This is a genomic window from Agromyces sp. NSFZ, from assembly GCF_056156205.1.
The window spans coordinates 4230920-4246572 of the sequence record NZ_CM149585.1 but is presented as its reverse complement, the minus strand read 5'-3'; the positions used below and the strand labels follow the sequence as shown (position 1 = coordinate 4246572).

Below are 15653 nucleotides of genomic sequence, written 5' to 3'. Positions count from 1 at the left end.
GACGACGTGAAGCAGCCGCTTAACATGGGGGGATGCAGAGTGTCGCGGCGGCCCTCGACCGGCTCGAGGAGCTGGCCGCTTCGGCGACCGTCGCCGCGCTCGCCCATGCGTTCGAGGCTGCCGACCATGAGATCGCCCTCGTCGGCGGCCCGGTGCGCGACGCGTTCCTCGGCCGCAAGGTCAGCGACCTGGATTTCACGACGGATGCCACGCCCGACGAGATCCTCGCGATCGTGAAGCCGATCGCCACCGCCCACTGGGACGTCGGCCGCGACTTCGGCACGATCGGCGCCAAGATCGCCGGCGAGACGGTGGAGATCACGACCTACCGCTCCGACGCCTACGACGGGGCATCCCGCAAGCCGGAGGTGGTCTTCGGCTCGACGCTCGACGACGACCTGACGCGGCGCGACTTCACGGTCAACGCGCTCGCCCTGCGCCTCCCCGAGCTCACACTGGTCGACCCGTCGGGCGGCGTCGAGGACCTCATCGCGGGCATCCTGCGCACGCCGGCCGCTCCTGAGCAGTCGTTCGGCGACGACCCCCTGCGGATGCTGCGCGCCGCGCGCTTCTCGTCCCAGCTCGGCTTCGAGGTCGAGGAGGGCACGCGCGCCGCCATGTACGCGCTCGCACCGCAGATCGAGCGGATCTCGGCCGAGCGCATCCGCGACGAGCTGTCGAAGCTGCTGATGACCTCGGCGCCACGCGTCGGCATCCGCCTGCTCGTCGACTCGGGGCTCGCCGAGCGGTTCATCCCCGAGATCCCGGCGCTGCGACTCGAGATCGACGAGCACCACCACCACAAGGACGTCTACGAGCACTCGCTCACCGTGCTCGACCAGGCGATCGACTACGAGGTCTCGCGCGGCCGTCTCGATTCCCCCGACCTCGTGGTGCGGCTCGCGGCGTTGCTGCACGACATCGGAAAGCCGGCCACGCGTCGGCTCGAGCCGGGCGGCGCGGTGTCGTTCCACCACCACGACGTGATCGGGGCCAAGCTCGCGCGCAAACGGCTGCGCGCGCTGCGCTTCGACAACGACACGATCGCCGCCGTCTCGCGCCTCATCGAGCTGCACCTGCGATTCTTCGGGTACACGGATGGCGCGTGGTCCGACTCGGCGGTGCGCCGCTACGTGCGCGACGCGGGCGACCAGCTCGAACGGCTGCACATCCTCACCCGGGCGGATGTCACGACTCGCAACCGGCGGAAGGCCGACCGGCTCGGGTTCGCCTACGACGACCTCGAGGAGCGCATCGCCGTGCTCGCCGAGGAGGAGGAGCTCGCCGCCGTGCGCCCCGAGCTCGACGGGCAGCAGATCATGGCGCTCCTCGGCCTGAAGCCGGGACCGGTCGTCGGCGAGGCGTACAAGTTCCTGCTCGACGTGCGACTCGACGAGGGGCCCATCGGGCCGGATGCCGCGGCCGAGCGCCTGCGCGCCTGGTGGGCGGCCCGGCCCTCCTCCTGACCTCGTCCCCATCCCTCTCCCTCCTCACCTCCTCTCGCCGAGCGCGTGCAGATCCGACGAGCGCGCACGCGGACGCAATTGCGCTCGTCGGATGTGCACGCGTTTGGGGAAGCCGGATCGACGCGGGTCGTCCTCCACAGCCGCTGGGAGTGCCGGGGTCTCCACAGAGCGAGGAACCCGAGGCATTCGAGCCCGCGGGCGGGCCGAGTATCGTGCGATGGAGACATCCGGGATGCCGCAGTTCATACTGACGTCGGAGGAACGCGTCTCGACCACCGGCGACCGGTGGGTACAGCGTGCTGTCGAGGCCGGCCGGCTCGTGCGCGTTCGCGCCGGCATCCACGTCGAGAGCGCCGAGTGGGAGGCCGCCGGGCACGACCGGCGTGCGCTCATGCGGGTCGCCGCAGGGGTGCGCACTCGGAGACAGAACGTGGTCCTCACGCACGAGTCCGCTGCGATCGTGCTCGGCATCCCGATCATCGGGGCCCGTCCTGAAGCCGTGCACCTGGTCTCCGGCACCGGATCGGCGCCCCGCAACCAGCGAGGCGTGGTCTGGCACCGGGAGCGACTGGGCGAGGGCGATGTCATTGAATACGGCGGGTTCACACTTACGAGTCCCGATCGAACCGTCTTCGATCTCACGCGAACCCGCGGCTTCGCCTCGGCGGTCACCGGCATCGATGCCGCATTGGCGGGGCGCTACCAGCCGCTCGCCGTGGCGTTCGACGGCGATCGATTCGTCGACCACGAGCCTGACGTCATCGCTCCGGTGGACCGCGCCGCGCTCGTCGCGCGCCTCGACCGGGCGGCCGGTGCACGCGGCATCCGTTTAGCGCGACGTGCGGTCGACTTCGGGGATCCGCGAGCCGCGTCACCCGGTGAATCGCTCAGTCGTGCTCAGATCCACCTGCTCGGCTTCCCACCGCCCGAGCTGCAAGTGAGCTTCGCGCGGTCCGACGGCGGCGAGGATGTCACGGACTTCCACTGGCCCGAGTATGCGATCGCGGGCGAGTTCGACGGGTTCGTGAAGTACCACCGCGAGGAGTATCTCCGAGGAATGACCGCCGAGGAGGTCGTGTGGCTCGAGAAGGAGCGGGAGCGACGGCTGCGCCGCGGGCACGGCCTCGAGGTGAGTCGATGGGTGTGGGGTGTCGCGCTCAGTTCGCACCTTCTCAGGGCGGAGCTGGTCGCGGCCGGACTCCCCGTGGTGCGCCGCTGGACACCATGACCGGGCCCCGCCCATCGACCGGGCCCGCCCCATCGAGCGCGTGCAGATCCGTCGAGCGCAATTGCGTCCGCGTGCGCGCTGGTCGGATGTGCACGCGTTCGGCGAATTGGCCGGTGGGTCGGGGCCGGCCGGGCGGGCGGGCGAATGGCGCGTGGGCGGGGCATCCGTTACACTCAGAAGGTTGCCCGTGCGCCGCAGTCGCGGCCTCCTCGGAGCGACGTATGCACAACCCTCCTGTTGCAGAGAGTCTGTAACCGTTTTAGTCCGAAGGAGGTGGGTTAGTCATGCACCAGTACGAGCTGATGGTCATCCTCGATCCCGAGATCGACGAGCGCACCGTTGCTCCCAGCCTTGACAAGTTCCTCAACGTCATCCGGAACGATGGCGGCACCGTCGACAAGGTCGACATCTGGGGACGTCGTCGTCTGGCCTACGAGATCAACAAGAAGTCCGAGGGCATCTACGCCGTCGTCGACTTCACCGCCGAGTCGAAGACCACCGATGAGCTCGACCGCCAGCTGAACCTCAGCGAGGCCGTCATGCGCACGAAGGTGCTCCGCGCCGAGGAGGCGATCGCCCAGGTCGCCGCCCACGCGAAGGCTCAGGAGGAGAAGGCCGCGAAGAAGGCCGCCGCCTCCGCGAAGGCCGGCGCCAAGGCAGCTGCCGCGGCATCCGCCCCCGCCTCGGCCCAGAAGGACGCCTAGTCCCCATGGCCGGCGAGACCATCATCACCGTGGTGGGCAACCTCACTGCAGATCCCGAGCTGCGCTACACGCAGAACGGCCTCGCGGTTGCCAACTTCACCATCGCGTCCACACCCCGCACGTTCGACCGTCAGGCGAACGAGTGGAAGGACGGTGAAGCGCTGTTCCTGCGCGCGAGCTGCTGGCGTGAATTCGCCGAGCACGTGGCGGGTTCACTCACCAAGGGTTCCCGGGTCATCGCTTCCGGGCGTCTCAAGCAGCGTTCCTACGAGACGAAGGAAGGCGAGAAGCGCACCACCATCGAGCTCGAGATCGACGAGATCGGTCCGAGCCTGCGCTACGCCACCGCGTCCGTGACGCGCGCCCAGTCCAACCGCGGCGCGGTCGGCGGCGGCTCCTACGGGGGCGGCCAGTCCGACGACGCGTGGGCGCCGAGCGCGCCCGCGGGCTCGCAGTCGGGCCAGGCTTCCGGCGGCGACGTCTGGAACACGCCTGGCACCAACTACGGCGACGAGACCCCCTTCTAAACGCACTCAGCGGGTTTTGAGACGGCGCTCCCGCCTGCTCAACCCGCGAACTCATCAAGACAGGATTGGAAATGGCTGGAAAGAGCAGCGGCGACCGCCGCAAGCCGAGCCGCGGGAAGGGCGCGAAGAACGCCGCCCCGGCGAAGTCGATCAAGGTCGGCATCATCGACTACAAGGATGTCGCGACCCTTCGCAAGTTCATCTCGGAGCGTGGCAAGATCCGCGCCCGCCGCATCACCGGTGTCTCCGTGCAGGAGCAGCGCCTCATCGCCCGCGCCGTGAAGAACGCGCGCGAGATGGCGCTCCTGCCCTACTCGGGCTCCGGCCGCTAAGGAGCACGACAATGGCAAAGGTTATTCTCACGCACGAGGTCACCGGCCTCGGCACGGCCGGCGACGTCGTCGAGGTCAAGAACGGCTACGCGCGCAACTACCTGGTTCCCCAGGGCTTCGCGACCCCGTGGACCCGCGGCGGCCAGAAGCAGGTCGAGCAGATCAAGGCCGCGCGTGCTGCGCGCGAGCTGCACTCCCTCGAGGACGCGCAGGCCCTCAAGGCCAAGCTCGAGTCGGGCAAGGTCAAGCTCGCCGTCAAGGCCGGCCTCGGCGGCCGTCTCTTCGGTTCGGTGAAGACGTCGGATGTCGCGGCTGCGGTTCAGGCCGCCGGCCTCGGCGAGATCGACAAGCGCAAGATCGAGATCCCCACGCCCATCAAGGCGACGGGCGACCACGAGGCGACCGTTCGCCTCCACGACGAACTCTCGGCCACGATCACCCTCCAGGTGGTCGCCGCGAAGTAGTTCGCGACCCTTCGCAGACGGCGGTTCGGGCTCCGGCCCGGGCCGCCGTCTCGTGTGTTCGGAAGTGGTGCGCCGGCCGGTTCAACGGACCGCGCTCGGGACACGGACACCCTGCCGACGGCGCGGCTTCGGATGCCAGTCGGATGTCTCAGGCTTACACCCGAGCGACGGTCGCCGCAAGTCGAGATCGAGAGTTTCCTGTCATCGTTGTGCACAGGTGAGCAGGTCGCGCCGCCGGAGTTCTGAAGAACTTTGTCCCCACAGGTGTGGAAACTGGAAAAGGCTGATGGCGACTGAATTCAACTGGTGTAATTCCCCAGATTTCCACAGTTTTCCACAGGCTGAGTGCACATCTTCGACGGCGTTTCGCCCAGTTTCTCCCCAGAGTTATCCACAGGCTGGCTTGTGCTGTGAGTGAGGCTTCCCTATGGTGAAGCCGCGCCCTCCGATCAGCGGATTCGCAACGTCGACGAGGCCCTGTCAGGGGCTCCGGTCACACTGGTTGCTGGGCGCTGTTACATGCGGCCGGTCCGGCCGTGAACGGGGAGGTCATCGAGTTGTCGATCGCGCACATCGGGCTCGCCGAACCGACCGACGAGGGCGGGTCCCGGCGCGGCGATCGCACGCCGCCGCACGACCTCTTGGCGGAGCAGAGCGCGCTCGGCGGCATGATGCTCTCGAAGGACGCCGTCGCCGACGTCATCGAGACGGTGCGGGGCATCGACTTCTACGTGCCGAAGCACGAGGTCATCTTCAACGCGATCCTCACGCTGTACTCGCACGGCGAGCCGACCGACGTCATCGCCGTCACCGACGAGCTGACCAAGACGGGCGAACTGCAGCGCGCGGGCGGTGTCGAGTATCTGCACACACTCACGAGTCTGGTGCCCACCGCAGCGAACGCGGGCTTCTACGCCTCGATCGTCGCCGAGCGCGCCCTCCTGCGACGCCTCGTCGAGGCCGGCACCCGCATCGTGCAGATGGGCTACGCGGGCGAGGGCGAGGTCACCGAGCTCGTCAACCAGGCCCAAGCGGAGATCTACGGGGTCACGGGGTCGACCGAGAGCGAAGACTACGTCCCGCTTACCGAGGCGGTCACCGCGGCCATCGACGAGATCGAGGCGGCCAAGCACACCGATGGCAAGTTCACCGGCGTCCCGACCGGGTTCGCCGATCTCGACGAGTTGACGAACGGCTTCCACCCCGGGCAGATGATCATCGTCGCCGCGCGTCCGGCGATGGGCAAGTCGACGCTCGCGCTCGACTTCGCCCGCGCGGCGTCGATCGGCAACAACCTCCCGTCGATCCTCTTCTCACTCGAGATGGGAAAGAGCGAGATCGCCATGCGACTGCTCTCGGCCGAGGCATCCGTGCCGCTGCAGATGATGCGCAAGGGCACCGTCGACTCGCGGGACTGGACCACGATCGCCGCGACCCGGGGGCGCATCAACGATGCGCCGCTCTACATCGACGACTCCCCCAACATGACGCTGGTCGAGATCCGAGCGAAGTGCCGCCGGCTGAAGCAGCGCGTGGGTCTCAAGATGGTGGTCATCGACTACCTGCAGCTCATGACGAGCGGCAAGCGCGTCGAGAGCCGCCAGCAGGAGGTCTCGGAGTTCTCGCGTGCGCTGAAGCTCCTCGCGAAGGAGCTGCAGGTGCCGGTCATCGCGTTGTCGCAGCTGAACCGTGGCCCCGAGCAGCGGGCCGACAAGATGCCCGCGCTCAGCGACCTGCGCGAGTCGGGCTCGATCGAGCAGGACGCCGACATGGTCATCCTGCTGCACCGCGAGGCCGCGTACGAGCGCGACAGCCCACGGGCGGGCGAGGCCGATCTCATCGTGGCGAAGCACCGCAACGGGCCGACGCGGACGATCACGGTCGCGTTCCACGGGCACTTCTCGCGGTTCGCCGACATGGTGCAGGTGTAGCGGGCACGTCTGTGAGTTCCCGTTGCGTCGCGAGGCAATGGCCAACGTGCCAGGACACGTCACGTCAAGCCGTTGCCCGCCACTGGCCGGTATTGCTGGGCGACCGCGCCAGACCGGAACTCTTGGCGGTCCACGAGCTCGAGCCGAATGCGCTCGTGCAGACCGGCGAGCAACCTCGGCCCGTGTCCGGCGAGGACCGGCTGCACGACGAACACGTACTCGTCGATCAATCCCAGATTTGCCAACGCCAGGGGGAGCGTCACGCCACCCACCCACAGGCCCGTACCCGGCTCCTGCTTGAGCCGCCGAACCGCTTGCCCCACGTCGCCTCGCACCAGTTCGGCGTTCCAACCGACCCCGGTCAGCGTGCTCGACACGACGTATTTCTGCGTCCGGTCGATGGTCTCGGCGAACGGGACCTCCCACTCCCGCATCCAGTCAGGCCACCTGCCCGTGGCGGGCCGCCGCCACGCCGACTCCATCATCTCGTACGTGACCCGACCGAAGAGCAGGGCATCGGCTCGTTCCATCTCCGCAGTCCAGAAGCGCATCGACTCCTCATCAGGGGCGAGTCCTGCCTCGTGATGGACGCAGCCGTCGAGCGTGACGTTGATCGAGTATCGAAGTGGTCTCATCTCGCCGCTCTCCCTTGAGGCGCACTGCGCGGTTTCACCGGACCGTACTCAGACTATGGTCGGGACAGCTTCCCGCTCGAGGACATCGGGTGGCGTTGTAGGAACGAGACGAGGGCCGCTGCGACCTGGTCGGCATGGGTGATGGCGAGCGAGTGGTCGGCGCCGCGCACGACCACGTCCTCAGCATCCGGGAACCAGTCCAGAAGGAGTCGGCGCACCTCGGCGAACCACGGCCCGCTGTCGGTGCCGCCCACGTGCAGGACGGGGCATGTGATGCGGTGAGCGTCCTGGGCCGAGAATTGCCACGCCAGCAGCGCGGGCAGGTCGGCGTCGAAGAACGTGCGCGCGTCCTGCCGCGTCTGCTCGGCCGACCCGGGCACGTGCCGCTCCATGTCCGTACGCCAGTTCGGGCCGATGACGAGCGTCAGGAACTCTTCGAGTGCCACCTCGGGACCGCGGGCTCGGCGGGCCGCGAAGAGCCGCTCGTTGGCGGCGCGGAACTCGGAAGCGCTCGCGACGTGCACCGGCGGTGGCTCCACCAACGTCAGGCTGTGCACGTTCTCCGCCGCATCCGCGGCAAGCTGCATCGCGACCGCACCGCTGTAGGAGAGCCCGACGACGTGTGCACGCGGAATCCCTAACGCGTCGAGCAGGGTGCGGCAGTCGGCCGCGTCCGAGGAGATCGATCCTGGGCCTGCTGGGGTGCTGCCTGCGTACCCACGCCGGTGATAGAGGATCGTCCGAAACCGGTCGCGCAGCCGGTCCGCCAGGGGCAACAACTCGTCCGCGGTGAGCGCGGTCTGGATGAACACGACGGGCTCGCCCGAGCCCTCGTCGAAGACCTCCAGCCGGGCAGATCCGACTGCGATCTTGCTCATCGCCGAACGTTGATCCCGGTGATCGGATTCGCGCGCACCCAGCATGGTGCCACCCCTCCTCACGTCAGACAGGCGACGGATCCGACTGGTCTCGCCGACGGTGACAGCGAAAATGCCGCGAGTCGAAGAAGCAGGACCCGAGGATCGATCAGTGCGAACTGCCGAACCGCGCCGCCCGTGCCTGCCCAGATGGGCTGACCGGGGCATCCGCCTCACTCCCGATCTGCACCGTCTCGCGCGACGCGCCCACGAACCGCGTCGTGTCCGACACGGCGGCGGTGAGCAGCGCGACCAGTCGTTCGTCGGGGTCCTCGGTGCGCGCGCGCGCGATACCGTCGACGGCGCTCGTCACGATGTCCCTGCACTGCCGTGAGGTCATGCCCGGGCGGGCACGGCCGATGTCCTCGATGAACCGGATGGCCCAGGCGTCGGCGCCGGGCGCGGCGCGCAGGGCGGCCTCCGCCAGTTCCAGAGCCTCCACGGAGAGCCGGTCGTGCCGATCCACAAGGACCTCCCGAGCAGCGTGCATCGCCACGGCCAGTGAGCGCTGGCGTTCCTCGGCGGCGATCGGCAGGGCGGCACTTGCGGCCCGTACGGCGAGCAGAACGTCGAGCAGTGGGTCGTCGCTCGTCAGGCCGATGACCGTCGGGATGAGCGGTGCGAGCCTGGCGCGCCCCGCGTCGCTCGTTCGGTCGTTCACCATCCGAGCCAGATGTGCGAGCGTGGCGTGCGTACATGCGGGGTGGTCGCTCCAACGCTCGCCCGCAAGGTAGGAGGCGAACTCCATGAAACAGGCCCCGCGCCGTGGGGAACGGTGCCGGCCCGGGGAAAGGATCGGCACGACCTCCTGAGCCATCGCATTGCGCATGGGGACCTCCCTCCTTCAACTGTGCGCCTCCTGAAGCGGCTATTCAAGTGGCTCGGCGGTGCCGATACAGTGGCGGCGAGGGCACCGACGCACTGAGGTGAGGAGGCCTGATGCGGGAGCTCTGGGACGGCATCCGCCATCGCCCCGAGGGGCCGGCCGCGGTCACGGCCGACCTCATCCGCATCGTCTCCTTGCTGTGCATCCCCATCGCCGCGATCGGCTGGGGTCCCCTCGGCGGCGTCAGCCTCGCCCTCGCGACCGGCGGGATGCTGCTGCCCCGGGCGATGCGCCTGCGACCCGGGTTCGACATCGCATTCGGCATCGTGACGCTCGTCGCGGTGTGGAGCAGCGTGATCGACCTGTACGTCACGGTCCGCTGGTGGGATCTTCCCGTGCACTTCGTGCTGAACGGGCTCGTGGCCGCGATCGGCTACCTGCTGCTCGTGCACTTCGACATCGTCGCCGACGCTGCGACGCGCTCCCGGCCGATGCTGTCGGCCGCCATCATCACGACTGCGCTCGGCCTCTCGTTGGGCGTGTTCTGGGAGATGTTCGAGTGGTTCGGCAAGAACTTCATCGACGGCGACATCTTCGTCGGCTACACCGACTCGATCGGGGACCTGCTCTGGGGCGGCTTCGGCTCGTTGCTGGCCGGGCTCGCGATGTCCTGGATCGCGGCGCGTCCGAGCCGCGCGGGGGCGACCCTCGACACGGCACCGGCGAGACGCGCGGCCGCCGCCGCGGCCGGCGCGCCCCCGCGACCGACCGACTGACGGTCGACCCCGACGGAACCAGGACCCGGCAGCCGCGAGCTCCTGAGGAATCTCGCGCGGCGCCTCGGCGACCCGCCGAACTCATCGCCGACGGGCCGCGAACGCAAGGCGACGTAGAAGTTCGGTATTCAGTGTTGCTATCTACTAGTACTCATGCTTACTATGTACCGGTAGTCAACAACACTGAATAGTCGAAGGGGGGCGCTCATGGGCAAGCAGATGACCGAGATGCTCAAGGGCACGCTCGAGGGCATCGTGCTCGCGATCCTCGCCGCGCAGCCGGCGTACGGCTACGACATCACGGCGCGGCTGCGCGAGCAGGGCTTCACCGACATCGCCGAGGGCACCATCTACGCCCTCCTGGTCCGGGTCGAGCAGCGCGGGCTCGTCGACGTCGAGAAGGTCCCGTCCGAGAAGGGACCGCCGCGCAAGGTCTACTCGCTGAACGCACGCGGCGGCGAGTACCTCGAAGAGTTCTGGGAGACGTGGAGCTTCCTCGCAGAACATATCGAACAGCTCCACGCCGACGACCAACACAGGCAGGAACAAGGAGAGAAGTGATCATGGCCGCGAAGTGGATCGAGACCCTCACCGGGTCGCTCGAGCAGAAGAAGCAGTACCGGCAGTACAAGGCCCGCATCGAGGCACTCCCCGAGCCCTACCGCACCGCGGCGAAGGCGTTCGAGCGGTACCTGATGTACAACGGCGGGATCACCGACGGCGACACCGAGATGATGATCACGATGCTGGGCGATTTCGCCGACCTCTGGGAGCGCGCCGCCGCGGACGGGACGCCCGTCAGCAGAATCGTCGGCGACGACCCGGTCGAATTCGCCGACGCCTTCGCCGAGGCCTACGCCGGCAAGCGCTGGATCGACAAGGAACGCGCCCGGCTGACCAAGGCGATCGAGGACGCCACGCGAGAGGAGCGGAAATGACCACGCAACAGACCCTCGAGCCCGCCATCCGGGTGCACGGCATCGAGAAGTCGTTCAAGGACCTGCACGTGCTGCGGGGCGTCGACTTCGACGTCGCGCGCGGGAGCATCTTCGCCCTGCTCGGCTCGAACGGCGCCGGCAAGACCACGCTCGTGCGGATCCTGTCGACGCTGCTCAGGGCCGACGCGGGCACCGCCTCGGTGCACGGCTTCGACGTCGCCGCGACGCCAGGCGACGTGCGCGAGTCCATCAGCCTGACCGGCCAGTTCGCGGCGGTCGATGAAGTGCTCACCGGGCGCGAGAACCTCGTGCTGGTGGCGAAGCTCCGGCACCAGAAGAACCCTGGTGCGATCGCCGACGACCTGCTCGCCCGCTTCTCGCTCACCGAAGCGGGCGGCCGCAAGGCGGGGACGTACTCGGGCGGCATGCGCCGCCGACTCGACATCGCGATGAGCCTGATCGGCAACCCGCCGATCATCTTCCTCGACGAGCCGACGACCGGGCTCGACCCGCAGGCGCGCATCGAGGTGTGGCAGACCATCAAGCAGCTCGCCGATCGGGGCACGACCGTGCTGCTCACGACGCAGTACCTCGACGAGGCCGAGCAGCTCGCCGACCGGATCGCGATCCTGCACAACGGCACGATCATCCAGAACGGGACGCTCGCCGAGCTCAAGCGCCTCCTCCCGCCCACCGAGGTCGAGTACGTCGAGAAGCAGCCGTCGCTCGAGGACGTCTTCCTCGCCCTCGTCGGCGAGACGAGCGAGACCGCCGAATCAGGAAAGGAACCACGATGACCACGCACGTCCTCGCCGACACCGGCATCCTCACCGGTCGTTCGCTGCGCCACATCCTCCGCAGCCCTGACACGATCATCACCACCGCCGTGACGCCGATCGCGTTGATGCTGCTGTTCGTGTACGTGCTCGGCGGTGCCATCAACACCGGATCCGACGAGTCGTACATCGACTACATGCTCCCCGGCATCCTCCTCATCACGATCGCATCCGGCATCGCGTACACCGCGTATCGGCTCTTCCTCGACCTGCAGGGCGGCATCTTCGACCGCTTCCAGTCGATGCCGATCGCGCGGTCGAGCGTGCTGTGGGGGCACGTCCTGACGTCGCTGGTGGCGAACCTGATCTCGGTCGCGATCGTGATCGGGGTCGCCCTCATCATGGGGTTCCGCACCGGGGCATCCGTGGGCGCCTGGCTCGCGGTCGCCGGCATCCTGACCCTGTTCACCCTCGCCCTGACCTGGCTCGCCGTGATCGCGGGGCTCTCGGCGAAGACCGTCGACGGCGCGAGTGCGTTCAGTTACCCGCTGATCTTCCTGCCGTTCATCAGCTCGGCGTTCGTGCCCACGGAATCGATGCCCGGCCCGGTCGCCTGGTTCGCCGAGAACCAGCCCGTGACCTCCATCGTGAACACGATCCGAGCCCTGTTCGCCGGCGAACCCGTCGGCAGTGACATCTGGATCGCCCTCGCCTGGCTCGTCGGCATCCTCGTCGTCGCCTACGGCTTCGCGATCGCCGCGTACCGCCGCAAGATCGGCTGAAGCCGCAGCGGTGACCGGATGTCGCGACCGCGACGGATGCCGCCCGACCTCCCCTCCGGGAAGGCGGGCGGCTTCGGGGTGCGACCGGTCTCAGGCCGAGAGGCCCGAATGGACCGGCAGTCCACGAAGTCGCCACTCCAGCATTCCCTCGTGCAGCCGAGAGGCGGTTCGACCTTCTGCACGCAGCACGTCCACCGCCTCGTAGGCCAGCACGCAGTACGCGCCGCGACAGTATGCGACGATCTCGCGGTCTTGGGGCAGTTCGGAGAGCCGCTCACGCAACTGCTCGAGTGGGATGGACACGGCACCGGGGATATGGGCGGCATCGAACTCCTCGACGGGTCGTACGTCGAGCACCGTCACCGATCCGTCCCGAGCTCGGAGGAGGAGTTCTTCGCGGGTGACCTCCTCCTCCGCCTGTTCGCCGGCCGGCCGCAGGTATGCCCTGCGCTTCACTTCGACATCCGCCAGACGGTCACGCGCGACGGAGCGCAGCAGGTTGTAGAGCCGGAGGACGTCGGGGCCGGCCACCTCATAGACGATGCGGTTGCCATCCCTGCGCGTCGTGACGAGTCCGGCCTGCCGAAGGACCTGCAGGTGGGCTGAGGCGGTGCTGAGGCCGAGCCCGGCCGTCACGGCGAGGGTTTCCACGCTCCGTTCTCCCTGGGCGAGCAGATCCAGCAGTTCGAGCCGCTTGCCGTTCCCGAGCGCCTTCCCGATCCGGGCGAACTGTTCGAAGAGCTCGGCCTTCGCGTTCTTGTCGCCCACGACACCTCCAGAGATCTGTGGAATACTTGGATCGTATTCCATGGATATCTGGAATAGCAATGCGACGACCTTGTTCGTCCAGTGAAGGAGCATCGTGGGCGGTTCAGCACGTGCGTGACCGGGATTCCAGGACATCGCGGGGCGCCACCGACGCGGCCGCTCCCATCACGCTCGGACTGCGGCACAATCTCGCCCAGTTCGTGCTCCTGGTGGCCGTCAACGCACTGGTCGGCGGCACCCTCGGCCAGGAACGCACCGTGCTGCCACTGCTGGCGGTCGAGGAGTTCCAGCTCGACCTCTACACGTCGGCGCTGACCTACATCCTGGCGTTCGGCGTGGCCAAGGCGGGCACCAACTACTTCGCGGGCACCCTCTCCGACCGCTTCGGCCGGAAGCCCGTCCTCGTCGCGGGTTGGCTGATCGCCGTGCCCGTGCCCCTGCTCCTGATCTTCGGCCCGTCCTGGGGTTGGATCGTCGCCGCCAACGTGATCCTCGGCATCAGCCAGGGCCTGACCTGGTCGACCGCCGTGATCATGAAGATGGACCTCGTCGGTCCATCCCAGCGCGGCCTCGCGATGGGCCTGAACGAGTCGGCCGGCTACCTCGGGGTCGCCGCCACCGCCCTCGCGACGGGCTACATCGCCGCCGAATTCGGGCTGCGACCCGGCCCCTTCCTCCTCGGTGCCGCGTACATCGCCCTGGGACTCGGGCTGTCGGCGTACGCGGTGCGCGAGACCCACGGCCACGCCAGACTGGAGGCCGCCGCCCACACGAGCATCCACGCCGCCGCGCACCGGGAACTGAGCAACCGTGAGATCTTCACCCTCACCAGCTTCCGGGACCGGTCCCTCTCGTCGGTCAGCCAGGCCGGGATGGTGAACAACCTCAATGACGGCCTCGCCTGGGGCTTGTTCCCGGTGCTCTTCGCGGCCGGTGGACTGACCGTGCAGCAGATCGGCATCCTCGCGGCCGTCTATCCGGCGGTCTGGGGTGCCATGCAGCTCGTCACCGGAGCCTTCTCGGACCGGCGCGGGCGGAAGTGGCTGATCGTCGCCGGCATGCTCATCCAGGCGGTCGGGCTCGGCATGGTCGCGTTCGGGGTCGGGTTCGAGATCTGGCTGCTCGCAGCCGTGCTCCTGGGGCTGGGCACCGCCATGGTGTATCCCACCCTGCTGGCCGCCGTCGGCGACGTGGCACACCCCGAATGGCGTGCACGCTCCGTCGGGATCTACCGGCTCTGGCGAGACGGCGGCTTCGCGGTGGGCGCCGTGCTGGCCGGCATCCTCGCCGACGTCTACGGAATCCCGGTCGCCGTCGCCGTCGTCGGCGCACTCACCGCGCTGTCGGGCCTTCTCGTCGCCGTGCGCATGCGCGGTCGCGACCACGCTGCGACGGCGTAGCTTCGCCAGAGCTCAGGCGCTCGAGACGAGCGCCACCAGTGCGGGAGCCTCCTGGACGATGACGAACGCCCCGACCACGAGCACGAAGATGCCGAAGCCCTTGCGCAGCGCCGTCTCGGGGATCTTGCCCGCCAGGGCCGAACCGATGAACGACCCGACGATCGCCGTCGCGGTGAAGGCGAGCACGATCGGCCAGTCGATCTGCACGCTGAGGAGGTACCCGCTGAGCCCCGCGAACGACTTCATCGTGATGACGAGCAGCGACGTCCCGATGGCGACCGCCATGGGCAGGCCGCCCAACAGGTTCAGCGCCGGAACGATGAGGAATCCGCCGCCCGCACCGACGAGGCCGGTGGCCAGACCCACCAGGAACCCGTCGAGGAGGATGCGAAGGATCGGCATCTTCCGTTGCGGCTCCCCCGACGCGTCGGTCTTCTTCCTGCGCCCGCGGATCATCGCGGTCGCGGTCGCGATCATCATGATGGCGAAGAGGACCATGAGCACGGGGCCGGGGATGTATCCGCCGATGATGCCGCCGAGGAAAGCGCCAGCCATGCCGGCCGCGCCGAAGATCAGGCCGGTCTTCCACCGCACGCGTCCGGCGCGAGCATGCGAGAAGACGCTCACGGCGCTGGTGACCCCGACGATGAACAGGGACGCCGCGATCGCCTCCTTCGGGCCCATGCCGAGCACGTACGTGAGGATCGGCACGGTGAGGATCGACCCGCCACCCCCCATGAGGCCGAGCGCGATGCCGACGAGCACGGCCAGCAGCAGCGCGATGACGAGTGCGATTTCCATGTTCCGGCTTCCGTTGGGTGATCAGCAGCGTGGCCCGCGACCAGAAGGTGCGGGCCACGCCGTGGAAGGGGTGTCAGCGAGCCACCGGGAGTCCGGCGCGTGACCAGGCGATCATGCCGCCCTCCATGTTGTCGACGCGGAAGCCGGCCGTCTTGAGGACTTCCGTCGCCTGGCGCGATCGGTTGCCCGACCGGCAGATCGCGATGACGGGCCGGGAGCGGTCGATCTCGCCCAGACGCGACGGCAGGGTGCCGAGCGGGATGTTCCGGGCGCCCGGGACCATGCCCTCGGCGACTTCGTTGATCTCGCGCACGTCGATGAGCTGGTCGGCGCCGCCGAGGCGCTCACGGACCTGTGCAATGGTGATATCAGCCATGGTTGC

Annotated in this window: 19 protein-coding genes; 13 read left to right on the top strand and 6 right to left on the bottom strand. The window is 68.4% G+C overall.

The features are described from left to right. Positions 1–32 precede the first annotated feature (32 nt). The 7 genes from ACVFI9_RS20330 (at position 33) to dnaB (ending at position 6652) form a co-directional block, all read left to right on the top strand. Positions 33–1466 (top strand): CCA tRNA nucleotidyltransferase, encoded by a 1434-nt coding sequence (locus ACVFI9_RS20330; RefSeq protein WP_474763987.1) that lies wholly within the window; start codon positions 33–35, stop codon positions 1464–1466. Positions 1467–1683: 217 nt separating this feature from the next. Continuing rightward, positions 1684–2694: a hypothetical protein gene (locus ACVFI9_RS20325; RefSeq protein ID WP_474763986.1), complete on the top strand. Its 1011-nt coding sequence runs from the start codon at positions 1684–1686 to the stop codon at positions 2692–2694. Between the two features lie 284 nt (positions 2695–2978). Then, positions 2979–3398, top strand: a complete 420-nt coding sequence (gene rpsF, locus ACVFI9_RS20320; RefSeq protein ID WP_474763985.1) for a 30S ribosomal protein S6 — start codon at positions 2979–2981, stop codon at positions 3396–3398. A gap of 5 nt (positions 3399–3403) precedes the next feature. Beyond that, positions 3404–3925 carry a single-stranded DNA-binding protein gene (locus ACVFI9_RS20315; protein WP_474763984.1) on the top strand — a complete coding sequence of 174 codons (522 nt, stop codon included), beginning with the start codon at positions 3404–3406 and terminating at the stop codon, positions 3923–3925. 71 nt (positions 3926–3996) lie between these two features. Then, complete coding sequence (gene rpsR, locus ACVFI9_RS20310) at positions 3997–4257, top strand: 30S ribosomal protein S18 (protein ID WP_022889097.1); 261 nt, start codon at positions 3997–3999, stop codon at positions 4255–4257. Between the two features lie 11 nt (positions 4258–4268). Beyond that, entirely contained in the window at positions 4269–4721 is a 453-nt protein-coding gene (rplI, locus tag ACVFI9_RS20305; RefSeq protein ID WP_474763983.1) for a 50S ribosomal protein L9, read from the top strand. Between the two features lie 557 nt (positions 4722–5278). Next, positions 5279–6652, top strand: coding sequence for a replicative DNA helicase (dnaB, locus tag ACVFI9_RS20300; RefSeq protein WP_474766332.1), 1374 nt, complete (start codon positions 5279–5281; stop codon positions 6650–6652). Positions 6653–6711: 59 nt separating this feature from the next. Here the strand turns inward: dnaB and ACVFI9_RS20295 are convergent, their stop codons facing one another. The 3 genes from ACVFI9_RS20295 to ACVFI9_RS20285 all read right to left on the bottom strand — a co-directional run bounded on the left by ACVFI9_RS20295 (position 6712) and on the right by ACVFI9_RS20285 (position 9033). Further along, positions 6712–7287 (bottom strand): dihydrofolate reductase family protein, encoded by a 576-nt coding sequence (locus tag ACVFI9_RS20295; protein ID WP_474763982.1) that lies wholly within the window; start codon positions 7285–7287, stop codon positions 6712–6714. Positions 7288–7340: 53 nt separating this feature from the next. Next, entirely contained in the window at positions 7341–8210 is an 870-nt protein-coding gene (locus tag ACVFI9_RS20290; protein WP_474763981.1) for an alpha/beta fold hydrolase, read from the bottom strand. A gap of 103 nt (positions 8211–8313) precedes the next feature. Continuing rightward, entirely contained in the window at positions 8314–9033 is a 720-nt protein-coding gene (locus tag ACVFI9_RS20285; protein WP_474763980.1) for a hypothetical protein, read from the bottom strand. A gap of 110 nt (positions 9034–9143) precedes the next feature. Here ACVFI9_RS20285 and ACVFI9_RS20280 point away from each other — a divergent pair, with 110 nt between their 5' ends. The 5 genes from ACVFI9_RS20280 (at position 9144) to ACVFI9_RS20260 (ending at position 12302) form a co-directional block, all read left to right on the top strand. Beyond that, complete coding sequence (locus tag ACVFI9_RS20280; RefSeq protein ID WP_474763979.1) at positions 9144–9806, top strand: DUF2238 domain-containing protein; 663 nt, start codon at positions 9144–9146, stop codon at positions 9804–9806. A 207-nt stretch (positions 9807–10013) separates the two neighbouring features. Continuing rightward, complete coding sequence (locus ACVFI9_RS20275; RefSeq protein WP_474763978.1) at positions 10014–10367, top strand: PadR family transcriptional regulator; 354 nt, start codon at positions 10014–10016, stop codon at positions 10365–10367. Positions 10368–10369: 2 nt separating this feature from the next. Continuing rightward, the gene (locus ACVFI9_RS20270) at positions 10370–10744 is read left to right on the top strand and encodes a DUF1048 domain-containing protein (protein WP_474763977.1); all 375 of its coding nucleotides are present in this window, start codon (positions 10370–10372) and stop codon (positions 10742–10744) included. Continuing rightward, entirely contained in the window at positions 10741–11541 is an 801-nt protein-coding gene (locus ACVFI9_RS20265) for an ABC transporter ATP-binding protein (RefSeq protein ID WP_474763976.1), read from the top strand. Before ACVFI9_RS20270 ends, ACVFI9_RS20265 begins: the two co-directional genes overlap by 4 nt. Continuing rightward, complete coding sequence (locus tag ACVFI9_RS20260; protein WP_474763975.1) at positions 11538–12302, top strand: ABC transporter permease; 765 nt, start codon at positions 11538–11540, stop codon at positions 12300–12302. Before ACVFI9_RS20265 ends, ACVFI9_RS20260 begins: the two co-directional genes overlap by 4 nt. Before the next feature lie 90 nt (positions 12303–12392). On the opposite strand, the gene ACVFI9_RS20255 is transcribed toward ACVFI9_RS20260, so the two are convergent. Next, positions 12393–13163 (bottom strand): ArsR/SmtB family transcription factor, encoded by a 771-nt coding sequence (locus tag ACVFI9_RS20255; RefSeq protein ID WP_474763974.1) that lies wholly within the window; start codon positions 13161–13163, stop codon positions 12393–12395. A 17-nt stretch (positions 13164–13180) separates the two neighbouring features. On the opposite strand from ACVFI9_RS20255, the gene ACVFI9_RS20250 reads away from it, so the two are divergent. Then, positions 13181–14470, top strand: a complete 1290-nt coding sequence (locus ACVFI9_RS20250) for an MFS transporter (protein ID WP_474763973.1) — start codon at positions 13181–13183, stop codon at positions 14468–14470. A gap of 12 nt (positions 14471–14482) precedes the next feature. Here the strand turns inward: ACVFI9_RS20250 and ACVFI9_RS20245 are convergent, their stop codons facing one another. Both ACVFI9_RS20245 and ACVFI9_RS20240 read right to left on the bottom strand, forming a co-directional pair. Further along, complete coding sequence (locus ACVFI9_RS20245) at positions 14483–15271, bottom strand: sulfite exporter TauE/SafE family protein (RefSeq protein WP_474763972.1); 789 nt, start codon at positions 15269–15271, stop codon at positions 14483–14485. Positions 15272–15344: 73 nt separating this feature from the next. Then, positions 15345–15647 carry a rhodanese-like domain-containing protein gene (locus ACVFI9_RS20240; RefSeq protein WP_474763971.1) on the bottom strand — a complete coding sequence of 101 codons (303 nt, stop codon included), beginning with the start codon at positions 15645–15647 and terminating at the stop codon, positions 15345–15347. Positions 15648–15653 lie beyond the last annotated feature (6 nt).